Source organism: Novosphingobium sp. EMRT-2, assembly GCF_005145025.1.
In the GTDB taxonomy this organism is placed as follows: domain Bacteria; phylum Pseudomonadota; class Alphaproteobacteria; order Sphingomonadales; family Sphingomonadaceae; genus Novosphingobium.
The window spans coordinates 1,555,979-1,580,577 of sequence record NZ_CP039695.1; the positions used below are offsets into that span (position 1 = coordinate 1,555,979).

General features: G+C 64.8%; 28 protein-coding genes. 19 read left to right on the forward strand and 9 right to left on the reverse strand.

The genetic code is table 11. From position 1 onward, the window contains the following. Positions 1-80 precede the first annotated feature (80 nt). The 13 genes from FA702_RS07645 to FA702_RS07705 all read left to right on the forward strand — a co-directional run bounded on the left by FA702_RS07645 (position 81) and on the right by FA702_RS07705 (position 12,473). Positions 81-377 (forward strand): hypothetical protein, encoded by a 297-nt coding sequence (locus tag FA702_RS07645; RefSeq protein WP_136955658.1) that lies wholly within the window; start codon positions 81-83, stop codon positions 375-377. Then, entirely contained in the window at positions 361-828 is a 468-nt protein-coding gene (locus FA702_RS07650; RefSeq protein WP_136955659.1) for a hypothetical protein, read from the forward strand. Before FA702_RS07645 ends, FA702_RS07650 begins: the two co-directional genes overlap by 17 nt. 5 nt (positions 829-833) lie before the next feature. Continuing rightward, positions 834-1,193: a hypothetical protein gene (locus tag FA702_RS07655; RefSeq protein WP_136955660.1), complete on the forward strand. Its 360-nt coding sequence runs from the start codon at positions 834-836 to the stop codon at positions 1,191-1,193. Continuing rightward, on the forward strand, positions 1,190-1,573 hold the full coding sequence (locus tag FA702_RS07660) for a hypothetical protein (protein ID WP_136955661.1): 384 nt from the start codon (positions 1,190-1,192) through the stop codon (positions 1,571-1,573). Before FA702_RS07655 ends, FA702_RS07660 begins: the two co-directional genes overlap by 4 nt. 187 nt (positions 1,574-1,760) lie before the next feature. Next, entirely contained in the window at positions 1,761-2,657 is an 897-nt protein-coding gene (locus FA702_RS07665) for a Mu-like prophage major head subunit gpT family protein (protein WP_136955662.1), read from the forward strand. A 12-nt stretch (positions 2,658-2,669) separates the two neighbouring features. Further along, positions 2,670-2,963 (forward strand): hypothetical protein, encoded by a 294-nt coding sequence (locus FA702_RS07670; RefSeq protein ID WP_136955663.1) that lies wholly within the window; start codon positions 2,670-2,672, stop codon positions 2,961-2,963. A gap of 54 nt (positions 2,964-3,017) precedes the next feature. Continuing rightward, positions 3,018-3,407, forward strand: coding sequence for a hypothetical protein (locus FA702_RS07675; protein WP_136955664.1), 390 nt, complete (start codon positions 3,018-3,020; stop codon positions 3,405-3,407). A 564-nt stretch (positions 3,408-3,971) separates the two neighbouring features. After that, a complete protein-coding gene (locus tag FA702_RS07680; protein ID WP_168196025.1) occupies positions 3,972-4,721 on the forward strand; it encodes a DUF3800 domain-containing protein in 750 nt (249 codons plus the stop codon). A gap of 224 nt (positions 4,722-4,945) precedes the next feature. Next, positions 4,946-7,420 (forward strand): TonB-dependent receptor, encoded by a 2,475-nt coding sequence (locus tag FA702_RS07685; protein WP_136955666.1) that lies wholly within the window; start codon positions 4,946-4,948, stop codon positions 7,418-7,420. Between the two features lie 203 nt (positions 7,421-7,623). Next, positions 7,624-10,542 (forward strand): pitrilysin family protein, encoded by a 2,919-nt coding sequence (locus FA702_RS07690; protein ID WP_210417625.1) that lies wholly within the window; start codon positions 7,624-7,626, stop codon positions 10,540-10,542. Positions 10,543-10,589: 47 nt separating this feature from the next. After that, the gene (locus FA702_RS07695) at positions 10,590-10,886 is read left to right on the forward strand and encodes a hypothetical protein (protein WP_136955668.1); all 297 of its coding nucleotides are present in this window, start codon (positions 10,590-10,592) and stop codon (positions 10,884-10,886) included. Positions 10,887-11,049: 163 nt separating this feature from the next. Next, on the forward strand, positions 11,050-11,694 hold the full coding sequence (locus tag FA702_RS07700; RefSeq protein ID WP_136955669.1) for a hypothetical protein: 645 nt from the start codon (positions 11,050-11,052) through the stop codon (positions 11,692-11,694). A 26-nt stretch (positions 11,695-11,720) separates the two neighbouring features. Then, a complete protein-coding gene (locus FA702_RS07705; protein WP_136955670.1) occupies positions 11,721-12,473 on the forward strand; it encodes a hypothetical protein in 753 nt (250 codons plus the stop codon). Between the two features lie 37 nt (positions 12,474-12,510). Here the strand turns inward: FA702_RS07705 and gatB are convergent, their stop codons facing one another. The 5 genes from gatB to rpsU all read right to left on the reverse strand — a co-directional run bounded on the left by gatB (position 12,511) and on the right by rpsU (position 16,963). After that, the gene (gene gatB / locus FA702_RS07710) at positions 12,511-14,004 is read right to left on the reverse strand and encodes an Asp-tRNA(Asn)/Glu-tRNA(Gln) amidotransferase subunit GatB (RefSeq protein WP_136955671.1); all 1,494 of its coding nucleotides are present in this window, start codon (positions 14,002-14,004) and stop codon (positions 12,511-12,513) included. 94 nt (positions 14,005-14,098) lie between these two features. Then, positions 14,099-15,595, reverse strand: coding sequence for an Asp-tRNA(Asn)/Glu-tRNA(Gln) amidotransferase subunit GatA (gene gatA / locus FA702_RS07715; protein WP_136955672.1), 1,497 nt, complete (start codon positions 15,593-15,595; stop codon positions 14,099-14,101). Continuing rightward, positions 15,595-15,897 (reverse strand): Asp-tRNA(Asn)/Glu-tRNA(Gln) amidotransferase subunit GatC, encoded by a 303-nt coding sequence (gene gatC / locus FA702_RS07720; protein ID WP_124807817.1) that lies wholly within the window; start codon positions 15,895-15,897, stop codon positions 15,595-15,597. Before gatC ends, gatA begins: the two co-directional genes overlap by 1 nt. A 95-nt stretch (positions 15,898-15,992) precedes the next feature. Further along, positions 15,993-16,571: an FKBP-type peptidyl-prolyl cis-trans isomerase gene (locus FA702_RS07725; RefSeq protein ID WP_136955673.1), complete on the reverse strand. Its 579-nt coding sequence runs from the start codon at positions 16,569-16,571 to the stop codon at positions 15,993-15,995. Positions 16,572-16,756: 185 nt separating this feature from the next. Further along, entirely contained in the window at positions 16,757-16,963 is a 207-nt protein-coding gene (gene rpsU / locus FA702_RS07730; protein WP_091145878.1) for a 30S ribosomal protein S21, read from the reverse strand. Positions 16,964-17,175: 212 nt separating this feature from the next. On the opposite strand from rpsU, the gene crcB reads away from it, so the two are divergent. Genes crcB through FA702_RS07760 form a run of 6 tightly spaced genes read left to right on the forward strand, consistent with a single transcriptional unit; the run spans position 17,176 to position 20,950 of the window. Beyond that, positions 17,176-17,577, forward strand: a complete 402-nt coding sequence (gene crcB, locus FA702_RS07735) for a fluoride efflux transporter CrcB (protein ID WP_136955674.1) — start codon at positions 17,176-17,178, stop codon at positions 17,575-17,577. Continuing rightward, positions 17,574-18,764 (forward strand): RluA family pseudouridine synthase, encoded by a 1,191-nt coding sequence (locus FA702_RS07740; RefSeq protein WP_136955675.1) that lies wholly within the window; start codon positions 17,574-17,576, stop codon positions 18,762-18,764. The genes crcB and FA702_RS07740 overlap by 4 nt, the downstream gene beginning before the upstream one ends. Then, a complete protein-coding gene (locus FA702_RS07745; protein ID WP_136955676.1) occupies positions 18,764-19,366 on the forward strand; it encodes an FMN-binding negative transcriptional regulator in 603 nt (200 codons plus the stop codon). Before FA702_RS07740 ends, FA702_RS07745 begins: the two co-directional genes overlap by 1 nt. Beyond that, a complete protein-coding gene (locus FA702_RS07750; RefSeq protein WP_136955677.1) occupies positions 19,363-20,037 on the forward strand; it encodes an HAD-IA family hydrolase in 675 nt (224 codons plus the stop codon). Before FA702_RS07745 ends, FA702_RS07750 begins: the two co-directional genes overlap by 4 nt. Further along, positions 20,034-20,258 carry a hypothetical protein gene (locus FA702_RS07755; RefSeq protein ID WP_136955678.1) on the forward strand — a complete coding sequence of 75 codons (225 nt, stop codon included), beginning with the start codon at positions 20,034-20,036 and terminating at the stop codon, positions 20,256-20,258. Before FA702_RS07750 ends, FA702_RS07755 begins: the two co-directional genes overlap by 4 nt. Then, complete coding sequence (locus FA702_RS07760) at positions 20,255-20,950, forward strand: ATP12 family chaperone protein (protein ID WP_136955679.1); 696 nt, start codon at positions 20,255-20,257, stop codon at positions 20,948-20,950. Before FA702_RS07755 ends, FA702_RS07760 begins: the two co-directional genes overlap by 4 nt. Positions 20,951-20,972: 22 nt before the next feature. Here FA702_RS07760 and FA702_RS07765 read toward each other — a convergent pair whose 3' ends face one another. From FA702_RS07765 to FA702_RS07780, 4 genes are read right to left on the reverse strand one after another with little or no spacing between them, the layout of a single operon-like run. Further along, positions 20,973-21,581, reverse strand: a complete 609-nt coding sequence (locus FA702_RS07765) for an ABC-type transport auxiliary lipoprotein family protein (RefSeq protein ID WP_255504758.1) — start codon at positions 21,579-21,581, stop codon at positions 20,973-20,975. Next, positions 21,578-22,516: an MlaD family protein gene (locus FA702_RS07770; protein WP_125954787.1), complete on the reverse strand. Its 939-nt coding sequence runs from the start codon at positions 22,514-22,516 to the stop codon at positions 21,578-21,580. Before FA702_RS07770 ends, FA702_RS07765 begins: the two co-directional genes overlap by 4 nt. A gap of 18 nt (positions 22,517-22,534) precedes the next feature. Then, positions 22,535-23,368 carry an ABC transporter ATP-binding protein gene (locus FA702_RS07775; RefSeq protein WP_136955680.1) on the reverse strand — a complete coding sequence of 278 codons (834 nt, stop codon included), beginning with the start codon at positions 23,366-23,368 and terminating at the stop codon, positions 22,535-22,537. Next, entirely contained in the window at positions 23,365-24,495 is a 1,131-nt protein-coding gene (locus FA702_RS07780) for an ABC transporter permease (protein ID WP_136955681.1), read from the reverse strand. The genes FA702_RS07775 and FA702_RS07780 overlap by 4 nt, the downstream gene beginning before the upstream one ends. Positions 24,496-24,599: the final 104 nt, after the last annotated feature.

Genomic DNA, 24,599 nt, shown 5'->3' on the forward strand with positions numbered 1-24,599 from the left:
CAGGTATTCAAATAGGTTTTTCTCCCGTCCGCATACCCGACTTCGTTAACCATATTTTATGGCAACCAGGAGTTATCGACATGGGATACGTCAACAACACTGTTGCCCGCCATTTCCACACTGGCGAGCATAAGAGAAATGATCCGAAGTCAATTTTCAATGACCTCGACTTGGGTCTCTCCAACGCGGCTGACCTAATCCTGATGATCCAAGATCAGGTTCTTGAGCCTGGAGAAGATACCCTTGAGCACGTGGACCGCATCGCATCCGCGCTCAATGCCCTGCTGGCATATTTGGGCCAGATGGGCCGGTGGCTGGATGCTTTGGAGCCAGCCGTGTGCGATCTGGGAGAGGTGGCTCATGTCAATTTCCCTTGAGCCGCGCCAAGAGCGCCGCCGCACCGCCCTCCCGCATCCAACCCCGAAAGAAGTGCGCACCCCACCTCTTAGCCCTTCTCAAATCCAATCTACGGCGTGCCCAGCCTGCGGGCACACCCCACCTCTGTCGCATGAGGAGGCGCACGCCGCGTTTTCCGCTGGCTTGCGTGCGACGCGTAATCTGCATCGCAGGTTCATTCTGGAAACGCTCGACCAGTACCGTCCTCACGGTGCGAATGCGTGGTTCATTCGGATTCTGGCTGAGCATACCGCGCACCTGTTCATGTTCGAGGAGGGGATAGAACAGGAATTTCATCTTTTTGCCGCCGCTGGCGTGCTGGCGTTGCAACCGCCAACGCGCGCGCGGCCTCGCTTGAAAGCACGGCTGACGATCGGCCGCGCCGAACTGGCGACCCGGATTGACCAACTTGTCATCGGCATAAGGAACTGACCGCAATGGCGCGTCGAAATGCACCGGAACTCGATCCAGACTTTCAGAAGATGCAACGTGTCCTGGACATGCTGGACAGCATGGACGCTCGCGTAAAGCAGGAACTGGAAGCCGCAAAGGAGCGTGATTTCGAGAAGCTGCTGCTGGCGCATCCGATGGCCGACAGCCTCGAAATCCAGAAGATCATCGCCGGTTTGCGAGGGATAGACGCTACAGTCGCCGGCCGTCGTCGCGCGGAAATCATCCGCCTCAGTCTGGCCGGCGTCCCCGTCAAACAAATCGCCGTCGAAGTTGGTTTGGCCTACTACTATGTGGTCCAGTTGCGCGCGCGTTTGGGTCTATCGAAGCCCAGGCGGAAACGATGACCGCGCGGGAACTGCCCGGTGACGATGCCTTGACGACGCTGGCCGGCGCGGTTGGCGATGAGCTTGCCATGAAATTGGCGACGCGCTTTGGTGGCGTCCGCCTTTATGTTCCTCGCCAGATTGGCGAACATCACCCGATTTGTGCCGCCCTTGGCCGTGAAGACGCCGATCGCCTGGCCGCATGGGCAGGCGGCGGCAGTTTGGATATACCCAAGCAAGCGGCCCGGCGCGAGCGCGTGCGGCAACTGCGCTCGCGAGGGGCATTGACAATCAGCCAGATCGCGTTGGAAACAAGCTACACCGAACGGCACATCTATCGCCTGCTTCGTGCGCAACGCGATACCGATCAGCCGTCTTTGTTCGACGACCTTTCATCCTGAAGACGCGCACGCCCTGACCTGCGTCAGGAGGCAACGCGCTGCCTTTGCTCCGATACTGGTGGCGCGCGCCGGATCGGGTCCCGTCTCCAATCCCGGCATTCGGTTCGGTGCGTAGCGATCGGCGGTTTCGAGCTGCGGCGACAGCCCGCACCGCCGATCGCTTCCGCTATCGAAAGGGAACGTCGCAGTGCTGGTAACGCCGGAAAACCTCGCCAAGCTCAACATTGGTTTCAATACCAAGTTCAATGCCGGCTTCGCTGGCGCAAAGCCGATCTACGATCAAATCTGCATGATGACGAACTCATCCGGCAGTGAAGAGGTCTATGCATGGCTGGGCCAACTGCCCAGCATCCGGGAGTGGATCGGCGCGCGCGTTCTTCACAATCTGGAACTTCACGGTTTCAGCATCTCTAACAAGACGTTCGAATCGAGCGTCGCGGTGCCTCGCACCAGTATCGAGGATGATAAGGTAGGCGCATTTTCGCCTCTGTTCGAAGACCTTGGCCGCCGCGCCGCCGAATTTCCTGACGAACTGTTTGCCGCCCTGGTGCAATCCGGCTTCACGACCAACTGTTACGATGGGCAGTATTTCTTCGACACCGACCATCCGGTGGTTGGCGCGGACGGCGTCACGGTTTCCAGCGTTTCCAATTTTCAGGGCGGCGCTGGCACCGCGTGGTATCTCCTCGACCTCTCGCGCGCGATCCGCCCGTTCATTTATCAGGAGCGCATTCCCTTTGCGCTGCAAAGGCGGGATCGGGACGGCGACGATAACGTCTTTGTCCAGGACGAATACCAATACGGTGTTCGCGGTCGCTGCAATGTCGGCTTCGGGCTGTGGCAGTTGGCCTACGCATCCAAGCAGGCATTGTCGCCCGCGACCTATGAGAACGCCCGCTCGACGATGGCCAAAATGCGCGGGGATCAAGGCCGCAAGCTCGGCATCAGGGGGACGCATTTGCTCGTTCCCACCGATCTCGAAGGGGACGCCCGCCGCCTCCTGAAAAACCAGCTTGCCGCCGATGGCAGCAGCAATCCGTGGTTCGACAGCGCCGAACTGCTCGTTTCGCCCTGGCTCGACTGACAGGAGATTTACATGCCCCAGCTTTCAAGCGTGACCTGCTATTTCGTCAACCCAATCGTCGGAACGGTCCGGGAAGATGACCGCACGGCGTCGTGGACGCTTACCGAAGTCACGTTCGCCTTTCTGTCCGGTGACCAGGCGCAGCCGACCGATGGGTTGGTATTCAATTGCCATCACGCGCTGCGCGACCAGGACGGCAACCCCGTGCCCTCGGAAATCCTGGCCCTGCTCGATCTCGAACAGGGATTGCGCGACGCCTTCAAGCGCGAGTTCGGCGCAGCCTGGGCGGCAATCGACGCAGGCTGATCGGTTCGGCCGTTACCGCCGCGAGCAAGCCCTTTCAATTTGAGCGGAGCCACCATGCCCAAGCATGACAACAACCATATCGATCTGACGGCCGTTCTGTCGGCAATGGAAGTTATTGCGCTGGTGGAAGCGTTCGGCGGAACCCGCCTGTATCTGCCAGTGCAGATGACCGAAGAAAATCGGATTGCCAAGGCTATCGGATATGAAGCGGCGCTGAAACTATGGGAGGCCCTCGGGTTTGGCGTGCTGCGCATACCGATTGCCCGCGATCTGCGCGCACGGCACTATCGCGCCCAAGGGGATAGCTACGCGAAGATCGCGCGTAAAATCGGCATGACCGAACCCGGCGTGGTACAGTTGTTCAAGCGGATAGCGAAGCAGGAAGGGGAGTCCCCGAGCCAACGTCCGAAACAATTCCCGGTTGTCGGTCGATTGAAGCGGTGAGCCTGTCCGCAGCATCGATGATGCGCCCCCGCGCCAACGTCCGAAGCCGTTCCCGGTTATCGGCCGGGCGCCACGGTGAACGCATCGCGTGACAATGTAGGCGGGTTTCGGCCGGACATCAACGCAGGGCTTACCACAATGAAGGGCAGGCTTTTCCCGATCACCATGTTATGGTTTGCGGCACGCTCCCCGACCTTACGTCCATGCCGAACCCTCACCTGATGAGGGTAGTCGATGCTCGTGCCGAATGCCAATTACCGCCGACACGGCACATGGGCAATATTGGCCTCTGAGGCACTTCTGAGAAGGCAGTTAGACGCGGACGCTCTAGCCGGGAACTGTAAGGTCTGTCCCAGTTCCTTACCGGGAAGATGCGAGCCGCCGACTCGGTTATCCCGCCTAATGTAAGGTGCCTTATGACTACGCCGATAGACTGCGGATCGGCTTATCTCGGCTGATCCCGCCTTTGGGTCCAACGACAATCTCTATGATCCTATCTAGCGCTATGACGCTGGCACCTTCATGTGGCTAAAAGAGCTTTCCATACCCCTCGAGAGGTACGCTGTGATCTTTGCTGAAGCATACGTGGATGAGAGCGGAACGCATGATGGTTCGCCCATGCTTACGGTCGCGGGATATATGTTCAAACGGGAACAAGCGCGCCGGTTTTCCCGGGACTGGGAAAAGGTCCTGTCGAAGCATGGGCTGCCGTTTGCTCATCAAACTGACTGCGCAACTGGCAATGGTCATTACAAGGCAATGTGTAAAGATGAGAGGATCACTGTTCAATCTGCGCTGATTGAGCATATCAAGCGACGAACTATATTTGGTTTTGGCGTATCAGTTGATCCTAGAGCTTATACCGAAATTGTCGGAATTGAGAATAATGCCCCAAGCGCGTACACCTTTGCCCTCCAAGGTTGCTTCACCATTATTCGGCGCTGGGTAGAAAGGACTAACTTCGCGGGATACATCGCATATGTCTTTGAGGCCGGTCATGCCTCAGAGGCAGAGGCTGCCCGATACATCAGGGATGCGCTACTTAAGAGCGACAGTGCCAAACAAAAGCACCGCTATGTAAGCCATAACTTCATAGACAAGCGTTTTGCACTCCCCCTTCAAGCGGCTGACATGTTGGCATGGCAGTACCATCATTACCTCGCCAGAAGGATCGAAAAAGGCATTACTAACCCGCGAGCAGATTTCTCCGCACTGATCCGGAAGAAGGACGTTTGCATCGAGCATAACAACGATAGCCTCGTTCGTTTCCGCAAGGAAGTAGTAGATGAGGGGTGGCTTACCGGGCGATATTAGTGGTCACTTATCCATTGCATCTATCCTTTTGAGCTCCTCGCCCCTCCCGAGAAATACCCCACCCCCCCAACGCGTTAACCCGCCCTGACCCACCCCGAATTGCTGCATCGCAACAAGCCGGTCACGCCACCGTCACCGGACCTGCGCCGAACTGCAACCTGCGCCCCCTAGGTGCCGCCCGGAAGCCCGATCGGGTCGGGCGGTTCAAACCCAGGGGGACAAACATGATCGCATTCCAACCGCGCCTGGCGCTGCGCGCCTCTTGCCTTGTGCTGGCCACCATGCTGGCCACGCCGGCGCTCGCCGCGCCGGACGACCAGGCCGCGCCGGCCGCCGATGCGCAAAGCCCGGACGCCGAGGCGCCGGGTGGCGGCGGGCAGCTTTCCGAGATCGTGGTGACCGCGCAGAAACGCCGGGAAAACCTGCAGGAAACGCCGATCGCGATTTCGGTCCTCACCAGCCAGAGCCTTACCGACCGCCACGTCACCTCGCTGCTCGATCTGGGTGACGGCGCCATTCCTTCGCTGAAGGTCGCTCCGTTCTTCTCGCGCCCCGGCGCGCTGATCGTCAACATCCGCGGCGTGGGCGTGCTGTCCGATTCGAACCAGCCCGCGCGCGATCAGGGCGTGGGCGTCTATGTCGATGGCGTGTACATGGGCCGCGCGCAGGGCCTTGGCACCGCGCTGTTCGATGTCGAGAACATCGAAGTCCTGAAAGGCCCGCAGGGCACGCTGTTCGGCCGCAACACCATGGGCGGCGCGGTCAACATCGTGACCAAGAAGCCCAGCGGCCAGTTCAAGCTGAACGCGACGGCCGGGGTCGGCAACTATGGCTCGTACAAGGGCGAAGTGCACGTCGATCTGCCGGAGTTCTCGAACATCAGCCTGAAGGTCGATGGCGTGATCGCCCGCCGCAATCCCTTCGTGAAGAACCCGATGCCGGGCCAGCTGGGCTTCAACTCGTATGACAAGCACGGCGTGCACGTGGAAGCGCTGTGGAAGCCGGTCAGCAATTTCAGCGCCGACCTGTCGTACGACAACAGCTACGACGCGACCAGTACGCTGTACATGCAGCAGATTTCGGCGCCGCTCGGCCTGCCCGTTTCCGCCTCGGGATCGGCGGCGGTTCCGGCCAACATTCTCTCTCCGCTGTTGATCCTGCAGCCCGACCGCGCCTCCACCGCCGTGGTCGGCGCGCCGCAGCAGGCGAGCGTGGGCAAGGCCGAAGGCGGGCGGCTCGGCCTGGAATACATCGCCACGCCGAACCTGACCTTCCGGTCGATCACCAGCTACCGCGAAATGACGCAAAGCCAGTTCGACAACGGGTCCGTGGCCACCAGCATGCAGCGCCCCACCTCGGTCACCAGCTTCCAGAACTTCGCCTTCGGCCGTTACAGCCTCGCGCCGTTCCGGCAGAACCAGTTCAGCCAGGAAGTGCAGGTGATCGGCGAAGTGCCGCGGCTGAAGTACCAGGCCGGCGGGCTCTATTACCAAGAACGCGTGGAAGACAGCGCGCAGGCGCCCAACACGCTGATGTTCACCAACGCGGCCGGCACCGCCTATACCATCTGCGATCAGGCACTGGTTTCAAGCTGCCGCTATGTGACGCAGCGCGCCAGCCACGTCAAAACCACTAGCATCGGCGTTTATGGCCAGGCGACCTACACCCCGCCCGTGCTGGAAGACATGGTGCACCTGACGGTCGGCGCCCGCTGGACGCGCGACAAGAAGGAAGGTTCGCTGTTCACCATCAACGGCGCCGCGCCGTCGATCCCGGTCAACGGCGTCAACGTGGTCGGCCCGATCGCGCTCAATCGCAGCTGGTCGCGCGTCGATCCGCTGGTGAACCTGGCGTTCGATGCGTCGCGTGACCTGCACTTCTACGGCAAGTGGAGCACCGGCTATCGCTCCGGCGGCGCCAGCTCGCGCTCGCTGACGTACCGCGCGTTCGATCCGGAAAAGGTGTCGATGTTCGAAATCGGCGCGAAAACCGAATTCTTCGACCGCCATGCCCGGTTCAACATCGCCGCCTACACCGGCACCTACAAGAGCATCCAGCTCGACTTCAGCGGCCTCTATGTCGATACCGTCAACGGCGTGCCGCAGCTGACCACCCGCACCACGACCGACGTCGTCAACGCGCCCGGCACCGGCCGCCTGAAGGGCGTGGAAGCCGAACTGCTGCTGATGCCGCTGGATGGTCTGACCCTGTCGGCGAGCTACGCCTACAACAGCGTGCACATCCCGCCGACGGTCAACCCGTTCCCGCAGACCGGCGGCGTGCTGATCACGACGCCGGTGCCGATCTACCAGGTTTACACGCCGAAGCATTCGGCCAGCGGATCGATCGACTACGAACGCGAAGTGACGGCCGGCGGCGCGATGCTGAAACTGCACCTCGACGGCAACTACGATTCCGGCTTCTACGCCAACTATACCGACTCCAACTATGACAATGTCACCCGCGCGGTGCGTTACGCACAGGTCAAGGGTGACTCGGCGCTGGTGTTCAACGGGCGCATCGCGCTGGCCGACATTCCCATGGAAGCGAACGGTGCGAAGGTGACGGTGGCGTTTTGGGCGCGCAACCTGTTCAACGAACAGCACCTGTTCTACAAGACCGGCAGCGCCGCCGCCGGCATCAGCGGCTTCTTCAACGATCCGCGCACCTGGGGCGCTGAAATCAACGTGAAGTTCTGATCCGCGCGCTACGGCGCAAGGCATCCCGAAGGCCGGTCCGCACGCATCCCGCGTGGGCCGGCCTTTCGCGTATGCAAGTTTGCAAGCGGCGTTCGACGAACGGACACGTCGTTCGTCGAACGCCGTTCAGCTTCTGTATGGCTTCGGTTTCTGAAACGGTTACAAAGGATACAGAGTCTCCTGTAGGATAACCCATGATCCGCATGCCTTCCGCTTCGCCGTTCGTCTCCACCTCCGCCCTGGCCACCGCCATCGCCGCCGCTCTCGCCTTCGCCGGAGCGCAGCCGGCGCTCGCGGCGCAACCGGCACCGCCCGAGGCAACCAAGCCCGCCCCCGTCGCCGATCTCGTCAGCCGGGTGAACATTCCCTACGAAAGCTTCACCCTGCCAAACGGCCTGCGCGTGCTGGTCAGTACCGACCGCAAAGCGCCGGTGGTGGCGGTTTCGGTGTGGTACGCGGTCGGCTCCAAGAACGAACCGAAGGGCAAGACCGGCTTCGCCCACTTGTTCGAACACCTGATGTTCAACGGGTCCGAACATGCGCCCGGCGATTTCTTCGAACCGCTGCAGCAGGTCGGCGCGACCGACATGAACGGCACGACGTGGTTCGACCGCACCAACTATTTCGAGACCGTGCCGACGGCCGCGCTCGACCGCACGCTGATGCTGGAAAGCGACCGCATGGGCTACCTGCTGGGCGCGGTCACCCAGGAAAAGCTCGATAACCAGCGCAGCGTCGTTCAGAACGAGAAGCGGCAGGGCGATAACCAGCCGTTCGGCATGGTCGAGTACGAGGAGCTGGAGACGCTCTATCCCTCGGGCCATCCCTATCACCATTCCACCATCGGCTCGATGGACGACCTGAACTCGGCCTCGCTCGAAGACGTCAAAGGCTGGTTCCGCGACCACTACGGCCCGAACAACGCCATCCTCGTGCTGGCGGGCGACATCAATCTCGCCACGGCCAAGGCCAAGGTCGCCAGATGGTTCGGCGCCATTCCCGCCGGCCCGGCGGTGCAGCCGGTGTCCGTGCCGGTGCCCACGTTGCCCGCGCCGGTCAGCAAGACGATCAAGGATCAGATCGCCACCACCCGCATCTACCGCGTCTGGACGATCCCCGGCCTCGACAACCCGGAATACCTGCCGCTGCAGATGGCGGGCGCGGTTCTTGGCGGGCTTGCCAGCTCGCGGCTCGATGACGCGCTCGTCCGGCAGCAGCAGCTTGCCGTCGCGGTCTCGGCGAGTACCTCGATCTTCGCGCAGGGCGGGCAGTTCGAGGTCTTTGCCGACGTGAAGCCCGGCACCGATCCGGCGAAGGTCAGCGCCGCGCTCGATGCCGAAGTGGCGCGGTTCCTTGCCCAAGGGCCGACGCAGGACGAACTGGAACGCGCCGCGACGACCTTCGCCGCCGGGCAGATCCGCGCGCTGGAATCGGTGGGCGGCGGCAACGGCAAGGCGCCGACGCTGGCCGAAGGCCTGCTCTACCAGCGCGATGCCGGCGCCTATCGCAAGGAACTGAACGCCGCCGCCGCGCTCACGCCCGCGCAGGTGCGCGACGTGACCCGGAAATGGCTTTCGCGTCCCACATTCGCGCTGACCGTGGAACCGGGAACGCGCACCGAAGGCGGCGAACACCGTGGCGGTTTCCTGACCGATCCCAAGAGCCCGTCCGCCCGCCCCGCCTTCTGGCGCGATCCGCGCTTTGCGGATGGTTCGGCATCGGGCGCGGGCGTAAGCGCGCCCGACCGGTCGGAGCTTCCCCCCGTGGGGCAGCTCAGCCCGCTGGTGTTCCCAAAGATCGAACGCGCCACCCTGCCCAACGGGATGAAGGTCTATTTCGCCCGTCGCGCCGACGTGCCGGCGGTATCGGTGCGCGTGAGCTTCGACGCCGGCTATGCCGCCGATCCCAAGAACGCGCTCGGCACCGAAGCGCTGCTGCTCAAGCTGATGAACGAAGGCACGACCACGCTCGATTCCTCGGCGTTCGCGCGAGCACGCGAACGGCTGGGCGCCAGCATCTCGGGAAGCGCGAACCCCGATACCACGTCGTTCCAGCTCGATGCGGTTACGCCCAATCTCGCTGCCTCACTGGGGTTGCTGGCGGACTATATCCAGCATCCGGCGCTGGATACCCGCGAACTCGAGCGCGTGCGTGCCCAGCAACTCACGGCGATCAGCGGCGAGATGAAGGACCCCACGTCGCTGGCGTTCCGGGTGCTTTACCCCACGCTCTACGGGCCGCAGCACCCCTATGGCATTCCCGCCACCGGAACCGGCGATCCGGCCGTCGTCGCGCGCCTCTCGCGCGATGATCTGGCCACGTTCCACAAGCGGTGGTTCCGCCCGGATACCGCCAGCGTCTTCGTGGTCGGCGATACCACGCTGGCCGAAGTCACCAAACTGCTGGAAAAGAGCTTCGGCGCCTGGAAAGCGCCGGCCGAACCCGCCCCGGTCAAGAACTTCGCGGTGCCGGTTCCCGTCCAGAAGCCGCGCATCATCCTGATAGACCGGCCCGCCTCCCCTCAATCCGTCATCATGACGGGCGAAGTGCTGGACGCGAAGGGCACCGACGACTTGCTGGCGCTGCGCACCGCCAACGACATCTTCGGCGGCAACTTCCTCTCACGCATCAACACCAACCTGCGCGAAACCAAGGGCTGGTCCTATGGCGTGTCGAGCGGCGTGGTCGACCGGGAAGACCGCGTCCCCTTCCGCATCATCGCGCCGGTGCAGACCGACCAGACCGGCCCCGCCATTGCCGAACTGCGCAAGGAACTCACCAGCTTCCTCGGCGCGAAGGGCGTCACCGCCGACGAGATCAAGTGGTCTACCAGCGGCAGCGCGCGTGAACTGCCCGGCATGTTCGAAACCTCGCGCTCGGTACTCGATGGCGTGAGTTCGATCATCGAAAACAAGCGGCCCGACAACTACTACGAAACGCTCGCCGGCCGCTATGGCAGCATGACCGCGCAGCAGGCGGACGCCGCCGCCCGCGCCGCAATCTCGGCCGACAAGCTGGTCTATGTGGTGGTGGGCGATGCAGCCAAGGTGCGGCCACAACTGGAAGCGTTGGGCCTGCCAGTCGAATCGCTTGCTATTGACAGCAATGTAGGTAGCAAATGAAAGGGCGTCGCCGGCGCTTGCCGGCGGGCCGTTAACGGGAGAGAACCATGTCTGTTGCCGGTACCTATGATTGCGTGACCAAGACGCCGATGGGCGATCAGTCGAGCAAGTTCACCGTCGAAGTCAGCGGCGATACCTTCACCGGCAGCAACGCCGGCCCCACCGGCACGATGGCGGTGGAAAACGGCAAGGTCGATGGCAACACGCTGACCTGGCAGATGAAGATGACCGTGCCGATGCCGATGACGCTGGACTGCAAGGCCACCGTCGATGGCGATACGCTGACCGGTTCGGTCACCGCCGGCATGTTCGGCACCTTCCCGATGAACGGGACGCGCGCCTGAACGAAGGCACCACGATTCCTTACGCGGATGGGCGCAACTTGCGTCCATCCGCGTCGTCGTGAAGATGGTGCCAATCAGCGTAATGCGCGGCAAACGCGGTAAGTAAAATCGGCATTGTTGGCTTTCCCCCACAGGTATACTGGGCGTTGCAGGGGGTTCGACGATGCGGACGATTTTATGGGCCTTGGCGGCCGTTTTGGCGCCGCAGAATGCGGCGTACGCGGCAGACAGCACCGCCGACACCGCCGCCGCCCCTTGTGAATTGCATGTGTGGCCATCCGGCCCGTTGCGCTCTACCTATTATGGCTGGGTACATGGCGGCATCGTCGATGGCTCCGTGCAGGGCCGTCCGGGGTATCCGAAACTGCCTGATCAGCCGTTGACCACCGCGCGACAGGTGGAAATCCTGAACAGCCAGGATCTGCCAGCCATCCTCGGCTTGCTCGGCTTCCGGACGGTGCTGCACGATCAGCCGCTGGAAAGCCGCGTGTTGCGTGGCACCGTTGGCCGCATTCTCGCGAACAGTCCCCCCTGCTACGCGGAACTCGCCATCGATGACGTCTTCTTTCAGGCAGATGTCTTCAGCGGTGCCTATCTCAAGACGCTCGTGCGCTTCCGCAGATTTGACGCCGGCGATACGCCGACCCGCTCGTTCGGCACGATTGCGACCGAGAAACTCAACCAGTTCCCGCCGGCAAAAAGCGATGCGGACCCCGCGGATGCTGTCGCCGAACTGTCTGCGGCCTTTGGCAAAAGCCTGACCGATTTCGGCAGGATGCTGGCCGCCCCGCCGAAGCGCAAACATTGACCGAACCAGGATAAGAGGGGGTACGAATGAAATATCCAGGCCTTGTGCTCGGAACGATGCTGCTTGCCGGCAGCGTGCAGCACGCCTGCGCACAGGAACAGGGGTCGGCGACTACCCCGGCGGCGGTCGCGCCGGATCAGACCGCCACGGCTCAACCCGCTCCGGCTCCGGTCGAGGTCATTGCGCATCCCCCTGCTGATGTCGCGGCGGATGGGTGCGAACTGCATATCTGGCCCGCGCAACGAATGACCTCGATGACGACCGGCCTGCTGGGCGGAGGCTTGCTGGATGCGGCGATTCACGGCAACCGGGATGCCACCAACCGCACGCTGCTGGCCAGCGCCCTCGACAGTCCGAGCCAGCTGGATGCGCTGCAGGCGCTGGATCTGCGGACGGAACTGAAGCTGACGCCCGGCACCACGATCATCACGCATTCGCAACCGGTCGACCGCCACACCATGAACTCGGTCAAGACACGGCGCGGGGAATCGCCAAGCAAGTGCTATTCCGAGCTGATCGTGGCTGACGTCTCCTACCAGAAAGCCGCCATTTACGGTCGTTCGCTGCGAACCCTGTTCATGGTTCGCGATTTCGGGGCCGGCGAGAAGATCGCCTTCGAATACAAGGCCTGGGGCGGCAACGGCCTGAAACTGTTTCCACCCAAGGAAGGTGAAGACGCCGTGGCCGCGCTCGACGAGCTGGTCTCCGTGTTCAAGAAGAACTTCCAGGAATACGCCAACAACGAACGCAAGGCGCCACGCACGCCGGCCAAATCCTGATTGATGGGTTCCGGCCCGCGCAGCGCGGGCCGGAGCGTTACCCCAGCTTCTTCTTCAGCAGTTCGTTGACCATCTGCGGGTTGGCCTTGCCCTGCATGGCCTTCATCGTCTGGCCCACGAAGAAGCCGAATAGCGCTTCCTTGCCGCCGCGGTACTGTTCGACCTTGTCGGCATTGTCGGCCAGCACCTTGTCCACCACCGCCTCGATCGCGCCGGTGTCGCTGGTCTGCTTCAGGCCCTCGCGCTCGACGATCGCCGCCGCGCCGTCGCCCGTCTCCAGCATCTTTTCGAGCACCTGCTTGGCGATCGAGCCGGAAATCGTGCCATCGCCCACCAGGGCCAGCAGTTCGGCCGCGCCTTCGGGGCTGACCGGCGAATCCTCAAGGCCCCGGCCCAGCTTGTTGAGCGCGCCGAACAGTTCGGAGGTCAGCCAGTTGGCCGCCTGCTTCGCCACGTCGGCTTCGCCCTTGCCCTGCTTGCCCGCGCTTTCGGCCAGCAGCTTCTCGAACCAGCGCGCGGTTTCCACGTCGGCGGTCAGCACGCCGGCGTTGTAGGGGGACAGGCCCAGCACGGTTTCGTAGCGGTGGCGCTTGGCGTCCGGCAGTTCGGGCAGGCTGGCGCGGCATTCCTCCAGAAACGCATCGTCCAGTTCCAGCGGCAGCAGGTCCGGATCGGGGAAGTAGCGGTAATCGTGCGCGTCTTCCTTCGACCGCATCGAGCGGGTGGAGCCGCTGTCCGGATCGAACAGGCGCGTTTCCTGCACGATCTTGCCGCCGCTCTCCAGCACATCGACCTGGCGGTTCGCCTCGTGCTCGATCGCCTGCATGACGAAACGCACCGAATTGACGTTCTTGGTCTCGGTGCGCGTGCCGAACGGCTCGCCGGGCTTGCGCACCGAGACGTTGACGTCGGCGCGCATCGAGCCCTGATCCATGTTGCCGTCGCACGATCCGACATAGCGCAGGATCGTGCGCAGCTTGGTGAGATAGGCCCCCGCCTCCGCCGGCGAGCGCATGTCGGGCCGGCTGACGATCTCCATCAGCGCCACGCCCGAGCGATTCAAGTCCACGTAGGACATCGTCGGGTGCTGATCGTGCATCAGCTTGCCCGCATCCTGCTCCACGTGGATGCGCTCGATGCCGATGGTCTTGGTGCTTTCGGGGTCCTTGTCGTCGAGCTGGATCTCGATCGTGCCCTCGCCCACCAGCGGGTGATAGAGCTGGCTGATCTGGTAGCCCTGCGGCAGGTCCGCGTAGAAGTAGTTCTTGCGGTCGAAGCGCGACCATCTGTTGATCTGCGCGTTGATCGCCATGCCCGTGCGCACCGCCTGGCGGATGCATTCGCGGTTGGGCACCGGCAGCATCCCCGGCATCGCAGCGTCAACGAGGCTGACCTGGCTGTTCGGCTCGGCCCCGAAGGCCGTGGCCGATCCCGAGAACAGCTTGGCGTTGGACGTGACCTGCGCATGGACTTCGAGGCCGATCACGACCTCCCATTCCCCCGTTGCGCCCTGAATGCGATAGCTGCTCATCTCGTTCTTCCGTCATCCCCGCGCACGCTGGGATCTCGTTGATCTGGGTCGGACCTTCAGGCCCGAGACCCCGGCTTACGCCGGGGTGACGCGATTACCACCACTTCTCCGGCTTGGCCGCGAACCCCGCGCGTTGCTCGATCGCGAGTCCGGCGTTCAGCACGCCCTGTTCGTCGAAGGCCTTGCCGATGATCTGCAGGCCCAGCGGCAGCCCGTTGCGGTCCAGCCCCGCCGGCACCGACATCGCCGGCAGGCCGGCAAGGCTGGCGGGCACCGAGAACACGTCGTTCAGGTACATCGCGAGCGGATCGTCGCTCTTTTCGCCCAGCGCGAAGGCGGTGGTCGGCGCGGTCGGCGCCAGGATCACGTCGACTTCGGTGAAGGCGTTCTTGAAGTCGTGGCTGATCAGCGTGCGGACCTTCTGCGCCTGCGTGTAATAGGCGTCGTAGAACCCGGCCGAGAGCACATAGGTGCCGATCAGGATGCGACGCTTGACCTCCGCGCCGAACCCGGCCGCGCGCGTGGCGGCGTACATGTCCTGCAGGTTCGCGCCATCGGGCAGTTCGCGCAGGCCATAGCGCACACCATCGTACCGCGCGAGGTTGGACGAGGCTTCGGCCGGCGCGATGATGTAGTAGGTCGGCAGCGCATACTTGGTGTGCGGCAGCGAGATGTCGACGATCTCCGCGCCCGCTTCCTTCAGCCAGGCGATGCCATCGTCCCACGATTTCGCGACGTCCGGGTCCATGCCGTCCATGCGGTATTCGCGCGGGATGCCGACCTTCTTGCCCCGCAGGTCGCCCGAGAGCGCCTCTTCCCAGGCGGGCACCGGCAGGTCGAGGCTGGTCGCGTCCTTGGGATCGAACCCGGCCATCGCTTCCAGCATGATCGCGCAATCGCGCACGTCGCGCGCCATCGGCCCGGCCTGATCGAGCGAGCTGGCGAAGGCCACGATGCCCCAGCGCGAGCAGCGGCCATAGGTTGGCTTGATACCCGAAATGCCGGTGAAGGCCGCCGGCTGGCGGATCGAACCGCCGGTGTCGGTTCCGGTCGCGGCCGGGGCCAGACGCGCGGCGACGGCGGCCGACGAACCGCCCGACGAACCGCCGGGCGCCAGCGGCGCGGTATCGCCCGGGCGGCGCCAGGGCGAAATCACGTTGCCGAAAGCACTGGTCTCGTTCGACGAACCCATCGCGAACTGATCGAGGTTCAGCTTGCCCAGCATCCCCGCGCCGGCATCCCACAGCTTGCTGCTGACGGTGCTTTCGTACTCGGGCGTGAAGCCTTCGAGGATATGGCTGGCGGCGGTGGTCTGCACGCCCTTGGTGGCGAACAGGTCCTTCATGCCAATGGGCACGCCCGCCATCTTACCCAGCGGCTTGCCGGCGGCGCGATCGGCATCGACCTTCGCGGCGGCTTCCAGCGCCTTTTCGGGCGTGGTGAGGATGAAGGCGTTGAGCGCGGGCTGCGCCGCCGCCACCGCCGCGTTGAACGCGGTGGCGACTTCGGTGGCGGTAAATGCACCCTTGGCCACACCTTCGCGGATGGCGGCGATGCCCAGTTCGGTCAGTTCGTTTGCGGTATTGGACATTACTCGATCACCTTGGGCACGCCGAAGAAGCCGTGTTCGGCCGCCGGCGCATTGGCCAGCACCGCATCGCGAATGCCGCCGCCGGTCAGCGGATCGGCGTTCACCACGTCATCGCGCAGGCGCAGGGTATTGGGGATCACGGCCGTCATCGGTTCGATGCCGGCAACGTCCACTTCGCCCAGCTGCTCGACCCAGGCGAGAATGCCGTTGAGTTCGGGGACCATCGCCTCAAGCTCCGGTTCGGTAACCTTGAGGCGGGCCAGCGAGGCGATCTTCGCCACCGTGGCGGTATCTACGGACATGGGATTTCCCTGCCTTGGACAAACGAAAAAACAAAGGACGCCGCGCGCTAGCATCGCGCGCGGCGTCCTTCAAGCGAACGGACGGAAACGCGCGATCAGCGCTGCGGGGCTTCCCCAGCGGGCGGCGCGCCATGCGGGCCACCGTGCGGACCGCCGGGCATGCCCTGCATCCCTTGCATCTGTTGCAGGACGCGCCGCTGCTGCTCCAGCTCGGCGGCGCTCTTGAAATCGATCAGTTCGACTTCGAACACCAGATCGCTGTTCGCCGGGATCACCACTTCGCCGGTGCCCTGGTTGGTCTGCGGGCGATCGCCGTAAGCATCGGCGGCCGGAATCTCGAGCCGGTACTTGCCGCCGCGCTTCATCATCTGAAGCCCCTTGGAAAAGCCGGGGATCACGCCATCGACCGGCATGGCGACACGTTCGCCGCGATCGAATTCCTTGCCGGTGGAAGCGAGCCGCCCGACATAGTTCACCAGCGCGACATCGCCCGTCTTCGGCGATTCGCCTTCACCCTGCTTGATCGCCTCGACATAGACCGCCGCAAAGTGCTGCGGCCGCGCGGCATAGGCCCCGCCGATCCCGATCAGAGCGGCCACGGCAACGCCAAGCCAGATCTTGGTGACCGACCCCTGCGCAACAGGCTGCAGCGGAACGCGCGTGATTTCGGACATTGCTTCCCCTTTTGAGCGCCCCGGTCTGAGGCTCCCCCTGCGGTAAGGCGCGAATCGCCATCGGCCGCAAAGGCCGGATGTGCGAAAGGGCGCCGCGATGACGGCGCCCCTCTTGGCCCAGCCGGGCCGTCGCGGCAAGAGGCTAGATGGCGGATGAGACCAACGTCTCTTCCGCCGCCCGAACCTTACTTGGCGCCGTCGCGCTCCAGCCGCTTGCGCTCCAGCTTGCGGGCGCGGCGAACGGCGGCGGCCTTTTCGCGGGCGCGCTTTTCGGAGGGCTTTTCATAGTGGCGGCGCAGCTTCATTTCGCGATACACGCCTTCACGCTGCAGCTTCTTCTTGAGCGCGCGAAGAGCCTGGTCGACATTGTTGTCGCGAACGAGAATCTGCATAAACCGACACACCTCAAACAGCTTCAGGCGAGAGCCCGCCAATCATGCGGGGGTCACCGTGATTCGGGAAACACGAACGGGGCCGAATCCATGCTGGACCGGCTCCAACCGGCGGCCCGTTAGCAGTGCGCCGAACGAAAGGCAAGCAAACTCGCGCCGCGATCGTTCCCGCGCCCTTCCCCCGGAGCCGCGGAACGTCTAAGGCCGCAACCATGAATTCTCCCTCCACCTTGCAGGCATCGCTGCTGGTCGCCGCTGGCGGCGCCGGCGGATCGGTGCTGCGCTATCATGCCGGCCGGCTCGTCGCGGGCATCGCCGGCCCCAACGCGGCCTTTCCCTGGCCCACCTTCTCGATCAACGTCGCGGGCAGCCTGCTGATGGGGCTGCTGGCGGGCTGGCTCGCCCGGCATGGAACAAGTGGCGAAGCCTGGCGGCTTTTGCTGGCGGTGGGCGTGCTGGGCGGCTTCACCACATTCTCTTCGTTCAGCCTCGAAACCGCGATGCTGGTCGAGCGCGGGCTGATCGGCACGGCCACGGCTTATGCGGCGGGTTCGCTGGCGGCGGGCCTTGCCGGGCTGTTCCTGGGCCTTTTCGTGATGCGGGCGGCGGCATGAGCGAAGAAGTCCGCCAGTTCACCATCGCGCACGACGATGACGACATCCGGCTCGACCGTTGGTTCAAGCGCCACCTGCCGCAAGTGGGCTTCGCCACGGTCTCGCGCTGGGCGCGCACCGGCCAGATCCGCGTCGATGGCAAGCGCGCCGACGTCGATACCCGGCTGACAAAGGGGCAAGTGTTGCGCGTGCCGCCGGGCGGGACCACCCCACCTATGGGCGGCAAGGGCGCCCGCCCACGCAAGCCGCTGACCGAGGAGCAGATCGCGCTGGCCGAATCCATGGTGCTGGAGAAAGACCGCGCGGCGATCGTGCTCAACAAGCCCCCCGGCCTCGCCACGCAGGGCGGCAGCGGCACGCACGAGCACGTCGACGGGCTGCTCGATGCCTATGCCGAGGACAAGGGGCCGCGCCCGCGCCTGGTTCACCGGCTCGACAAGGACACCTCGGGCGTCCTGCTGATCGCCCGCACGCCCGGCAGCGCGGCGTTCTTCTCCAAGCGCTTTTCCGGCCGGTCGGCCAGGAAGATCTACTGGGCGCTGGTGACGGGCATTCCCGACATATCGGACGGGCTGATAGAACTGCCGCTGGCCAAGCAGCCGGGCACCGGCGGCGAGAAGATGATGGTCGATGAAAGCGGCCAGGGCCAGGCGGCGCGCACCCGCTACCGCGTGGTCGATCGCGCCGGCAACCGGGCGGCCTGGGTGGAACTCCAGCCGCTGACCGGCCGCACCCATCAGCTTCGCGTTCACATGGCGGCGATCGGCCATCCGATCGTGGGCGATGGCAAATATGGCGGACAGGCGGCGTTCCTGACCGGCAGCATCAGCCGCAAGATGCACCTCCACGCCCGCCGCCTGCGCATCGAGCATCCCGAAGGCGACCTGATCGATGTGACCGCGCCGCTGCCCGAGCATTTCGCGGCCAGCATGGCGCAGCTGGGCTTTGACGAAGCCGATGGCGCTCTCCAGCTCGAACCGGTCAAGCTGGTCGACGAGAAGGACGAACAGAAGCGCGCGGCCAAGGCCCATGCCAAGCAGTACCGCAAGGAGCGGCGCGGCGAACGGCGCAAGCGGGCCGATGGCCCCACCGGCCGCAAGCCGACGGGCAAGCGCGCCGCTGCGAAGCCGGCCGCCAGGAAGCCGGCCGCGCGCAAGACGCCATCGCCCCGCACGCCCAAGCGCTGATGCATCCCAACCCCGCCTTCCGCAGCGACGATCGCGATCTGCACGAAGCGCTGATCGCGGAAATCGGATTCGGCATGGTGTTCCTGACCACGCCGGACGGGCCGCGCGTGGCGCATACGCCGCTGCTTTCGACCGGCGATGGCGCCGTGCAGTTCCATCTCGCGCGCGGCAACGCGCTGACCCGCCACCTGGACGGCGCCATGGCACTGGCGGTGGTCAACGGGCCGGACGGCTATGTCAGCCCGCGCTGGTATGCCGATGCCGCACAGGTGCCGACGTGGAACTACGTGGCGCTGGAACTGGAAGGGCGCGTGCGGCGCATGGATCAGGATGGCCTGCGCGCGCTGCTGGATGGGCTTTCCGCGCGGCATGAGGAGCGCATCGCCGATGGCGCGCCGTGGACCATGGACAAGATGCCGGAACCGCAACTGCGGCAGATGATGGGCGCGATCGTGGGCTTCGAGATGGAAGTGCTGGCCTGGCGGCCCACGTTCAAGCTTTCGCAGAACAAGCCGGCCGACGAACGCACCCGCGTGGCGGCGGGGCTTGAGGCGGAAGGATCGCCCGCCATCGCCGAACTGATGAGGAAGCTGGTGCCATGACGTCCGACGCGCCTTTGCGCCTTGCCATCTTCGATTGCGACGGCACGCTGGTCGATAGCCAGGCCGACATCTGCGCGGCCATGGACGCCGCGTTCGCCACCGCCGGGCTTGTCCCGCCCGATCGCACCGCCACACGCAGGATCGTGGGCCTTTCGCTGCACGAGGCGATGCGCCGCCTGCACCCCGCCGGCGGAGACCGCGACCATGCGACGCTGGCCGGGTACTACAAGGACGCCTTCCGCGCCCGGCGCGAGGCCGGCGCCGTGGCCGAGCCGCTCTACGAAGGCATCGCCGCGCTGGTGGAGGAACTGGTGGGCACCGGCTGGCTGCTGGGCGTCGCCACCGGCAAGAGCGACCGGGGCCTTGCCCATTGCCTGGCCACCCATGGCCTTGCCGGGCACTTCGTTACGCTGCAGACGGCCGACCGGCATCCCTCGAAGCCCCATCCTTCGATGGTGGAAGCCTGCCTCGAAGCCACCGGCGCCAGCGCCGCGCACACCGCCATGATCGGCGATACCGCCTATGACATGGAAATGGCGCGCAATGCGGGCATCCGCGCATTCGGGGTGGACTGGGGCTATCACGATCCGGCGGAGCTGTTCGACGCGGGCGCCGAAGCAGTGGCCACCACCATGGTCGAACTGCGCGCCCTGCTGAAAGGCATGGAATGAGCGCCGAGCGCGACCCGGCCATCGCCCGTTTCGCCATCCTGCAACTGGTCCGTCTTTCCGGCACGCTGCTGGTGCTGGCCGGCGCGCTTGTCGCTTCGCGCAAGGTCGGGTGGCTGGCGGGCCTGCCCGAAGCGGCGGGCTATGTCCTGATGGTCGCCGGCCTCGCCGATTTCTTCGCGCTGCCGCCCCTGCTGGCGAAGCGCTGGCGGAGTTCCGAATGAAGCGTTTTTACAAGGACGTGACCGTTGTCGCCGAAGATGGCGGCTTTCGTGTGGCGCTGGACGGACGGGGCATCCGGACCGTCGGCGGACGGCAGCAGATCGTCCCCAGCCGCGCGCTGGCCGAGGCCATGGCGGCGGAGTGGGCCGATCAGGGCGAAGAGATCGACAGCACGCGCTTCATCCTGCGCGACATGGCCGATTTCGCGCTGGACGTGGTGGCGCCCGAACGCGCCCGCACCATTGGCGAACTGCTGCCTTATGCCGAAACCGATACGCTGTGCTATCGCGCCGAGCCGGACGAGCCCTTGGCGGCGCGCCAGCGCGCGGTGTGGGAACCGCTGCTGTCCGCCATGGAAACGCGCATCGGCGTGAGCTTCCACCGCGTTTCGGGCGTGATGCACCGGCCGCAGCCGCCCGAGGCGATCGAGCGCATCGCCGGCGAACTGGAAGGGCTGGACGCCTTCGCGCTGGCGGCGCTGCGCAACACCGCCAGCCTGGCCGCGTCGCTGACGCTGGGCCTTGCCGCGATCGCGCCGGGCGCGGACGTGGAAGCGCTGTGGAACGCCGCCAATCTCGAGGAAGACTGGCAGGCCGAACTCTGGGGCAAGGATGCCGAGGCGCAGGACCGGCGCGACAAGCGCTTCGCGGCGTTCCGCGCGGCAACCCGCTTCGCGGAACTTGCGCGGGCTTAAACCGCTTTCCTGCCAATCAGGATCAGCCGAACCAGTCGACCACGTCCTTCGCCACGGCGTTGGCCGCCTTGTTCAGCGCCGGCCCCACCTCGCTCGCTTCCGGCGCGACGCCCGGCACGTCCTGTTCGAAACGCTTGGTCTCAATCTTGCCGCCGGGCAGTTCCTTCACCGCATCGAACCGCACGATCACGCGCCGGCTGCGCGCGTCGTAACCCATGTCGAGCAAGCGGCCGGACAGGCGCGGCCCGCTGACGCCCAGATCGTTCTCCACCACCAGCCTGCCGCCCTTGGCGCGCAGGGTTTCGGCCAGCAGGCGCTGGAACAGCCGCGTCGGCCGTTCGACCCATTGCGTGCCCTTGAGATAGGCCACGTTGGAATCGTCGATCTGCACCGGAATCCGCAGCACCGCCAGCCGCGCCTCCGCCGCAGGCTCCAGCACGGCGGTAGCGCCGGCAAGATTGCCGGACGCGCCCGCGCCGGCGGCAGGCGCGTTTTCGGGCGTCAAGCTCATCAGCGTGCCCGGCACCTTGGTGCCGATATTGACGCAGGCCGAAAGGGCAAGAGCGAGGGCGGACGCCAGCAGCGGCGCGACCAGGATCGGTTTGCGGATCATCGCGATGGTCCCTTTCATGGCTTGTAGTCCGGCAGCTTCGGGCTGCCGACGATGGCGCTGACGCCCCGGTCGTTGATCTTGTCGGTCACTTCGCGCAACGACCGCGTGGTCGCCTGCAGATCGCGGATCGCGGCTTCGGCGGCCGGCAGCGTGCGTTCGTTCAGCTGGCGCGCGGCCGGGCGCGTATCATCCAGCGTGGCCTGGAGCGCGTCCGCCGCGGACTGAGCCGATTTCAGCGTCTGGCGCAACTGCTTGGCCAGGCCGCTGCCTTCGTCGTTGATCATCGCGTCGGTCGATCCGGCCAGCTTCTCGAAGCTGGAAAGCGTGTAGTTCGCCTGCCGCAAGGTCGCCTGCAATTCGGACAGCACCCGCTTCACATCGGGCGAGGCAGCGGCAAGGTTGCCGGTCATCTTGTCCGTGTTGCGCATGATGTTTTCGAACGACTTCAGGTTCTGGTCGGACAGCACCATCGTCAGCCGCTCGGTCAGCGTCGCCAGCCGTTCCAGCAGCAGCGGCGTGTTGGCCAGGATCTCTCCGAGCCCGCCACGCTTGGTCGGAATCACGGGCACGCCTTCCGGCCCCTTTTCCTCGATCGGCGGCGCGCCCTTGACCGCGCCCTGCAACTGGATGGTGGTCACGCCGGTGAAGCTGCCCTGCAGGCTGGCGGTCGTGCCCTGCAGGATCGGCACCTTCCTGTTGATCTTGATCCGCACCCGGACGAATTCGGGGTCCTTCTCCCACAGATCGATGTCTTCCACCTGCCCCGAAGGCACGCCCGAGAACGAGACTTCCGAACCCTTGGCCAGACCATCCACGGACTGCTTGAAGAAGATGTCGTAGTGATCCTGTTCACCCTGGTTCAGGCGCGCGATCCACACCGTCAGCGCGGCGATGCCGGCCAGCAGCAGGAGGGTAACGGCCCCGACCCAGATATGGTTTGCGCGCGTTTCCATCGGCTGTGTTCCCGTATCCTATGCCTCGTCCTGCGGATCGTCGTCCACCGGAACGGCAACCCCCGGCGGTGCGATGCGATCCTGCGCGGCCTTGGCGGCACGGCCGCGCGGGCCATTGAAGTATTCCTGAATCCACGGATGATCGAGCGCCAAGAGTTCCGGGATCGTCCCCACCGCGATCACCTTCTTGTCGGCCAGCACGGCCACACGGTCGCAGATTTCGTACAGGGTATCGAGATCGTGCGTGATCAGGAACACCGTCAGCCCCAGCGTCTGCTGAAGACTGGCGATCAACTGGTCGAACGCCGCCGCGCCGATCGGGTCCAGCCCCGCCGTCGGCTCATCCAGAAACAGCAGTTCGGGATCGAGCGCCAGCGCCCGCGCCAGCCCGGCGCGCTTCTTCATGCCGCCGGAAAGTTCGGCTGGGTACTTGGCCGTGGCATCCGCCGGCAGGCCGGAAAGGATCACCTTGTAGCGCGCGATCTCGTGCCGCAGCTCGTCGCTGATCTCGGGATAGAATTCGCGCAGCGGCACCTCGACGTTTTCGGCCACGGTCAGTGTGGAGAACAGCGCGCCGCCCTGGAACAGCACGCCCCACTGGCTGCGGATGTCGATATCGTCGTCGTCGCGCGCGTCGGTGATCGAGCTGCCCAGCACCTCGATCTCGCCCGCCTCGGGAATCTGGAGGCCGATGATCGCGCGCATCAGCACCGATTTGCCCGTGCCCGAGCCGCCAACGACGCCCAGAATCTCGCCTCGCCGGACATCGAGATCGAGGTCTTCGTGGACGACATGCGGACCGAACACGTTCTTGAGTCCGCGCACGCGGATGAGGATGTCCGGATCGCTCATCCCCAGCCGACCTTGGTGAAGAACACCGCAAAGAAGGCATCGAGCACGATTACCATGAAGATAGCCATGACCACCGCCGCCGTGGTGCGCGTACCCACTTCCTCGGCATTGGCCTTGACCTGCATCCCCTGATAGCAGCCCGCCACCGCCACGATCAGGCCGAACACCGGCGCCTTGACCAGCCCGACCCACACGTCGTGCAGCGGCACCACTTCCTGGATGCGCGAAAGGAAAGTGAGGAAGGGAATGCCCAGCGTCGTCGCCGAAAGGAACGCGCCGCCGATGATGCCGACCACAGCGGAATAAGTGCCGAGCAACGGCAGCATCAGCATCGTCGCCAGAATGCGCGGCAGAACCAGCGCTTCCATCGGCGAGACCCCGATCGTGCGCATGGCGTCCACTTCCTCGGTCAGCTTCATCGTGCCGAGCTGCGCGGCGAAAGCCGAGCCGGACCGGCCGGCGACCATGATCGCGGTCATCAGGATGCCGAGTTCGCGCAGCGTCAGCCGGCCGACCAGATTGACCGTGTAGATCTCCGCGCCGAACTGGCGAAGCTGCACCGCGCCCTGCTGCGCGATGACGATGCCGACCAGGAAGCTCATCAGCCCCACGATCGCCAGCGCGTTCACGCCCACCAGTTCCATCTGGTGAATCATCGACTTGCCGCGAAAGCGCCCCGGATGCCGCAACAGCGTGCCCAGCGCCTGCACCACCTGCCCCAGGAAGCCCAGAACCTGCAGCGAACCCCAGGCCAGCCCGACCACGGCATCGCCCACTTTGCCCGGCACGCGTTCGAACAGCGGCAGGCGCGGGGCGCTCACGCCCGAATCGTTCTCTCCGGCCTGGCCCACCGCGGCGATCAGGCGCTCCGCTTCGCTGCTGGCGCCGACGATCTCCGCGCCCCGCTCCTGCGCCAGGCGCCACACCATCCACGCGCCCACGGTATCCATGCGTTCGACGGCGGACAGGTCGATCCGGGCGATCGGTTCGTCCAGCGCGCGCACCCGGGCATCGAGCGCGCCGAGCGTGGACACCAGCATGGCGCCGCTGAACGCCAGCGTGGCGCCACCGGCTTCCTCGGTTCCGGCATCGCCGGGCTGGATCGTGAAGTCGGCTAGCGCCCGCATATGATCCGCTTCATGCGGGAAAATGGCTGGGGCGACAAGTGCATGACGTGCGACACAACGTTTCAAAGTCAATTTGGGTTTCAAGCCGCCGTGCCGGTTTGGCG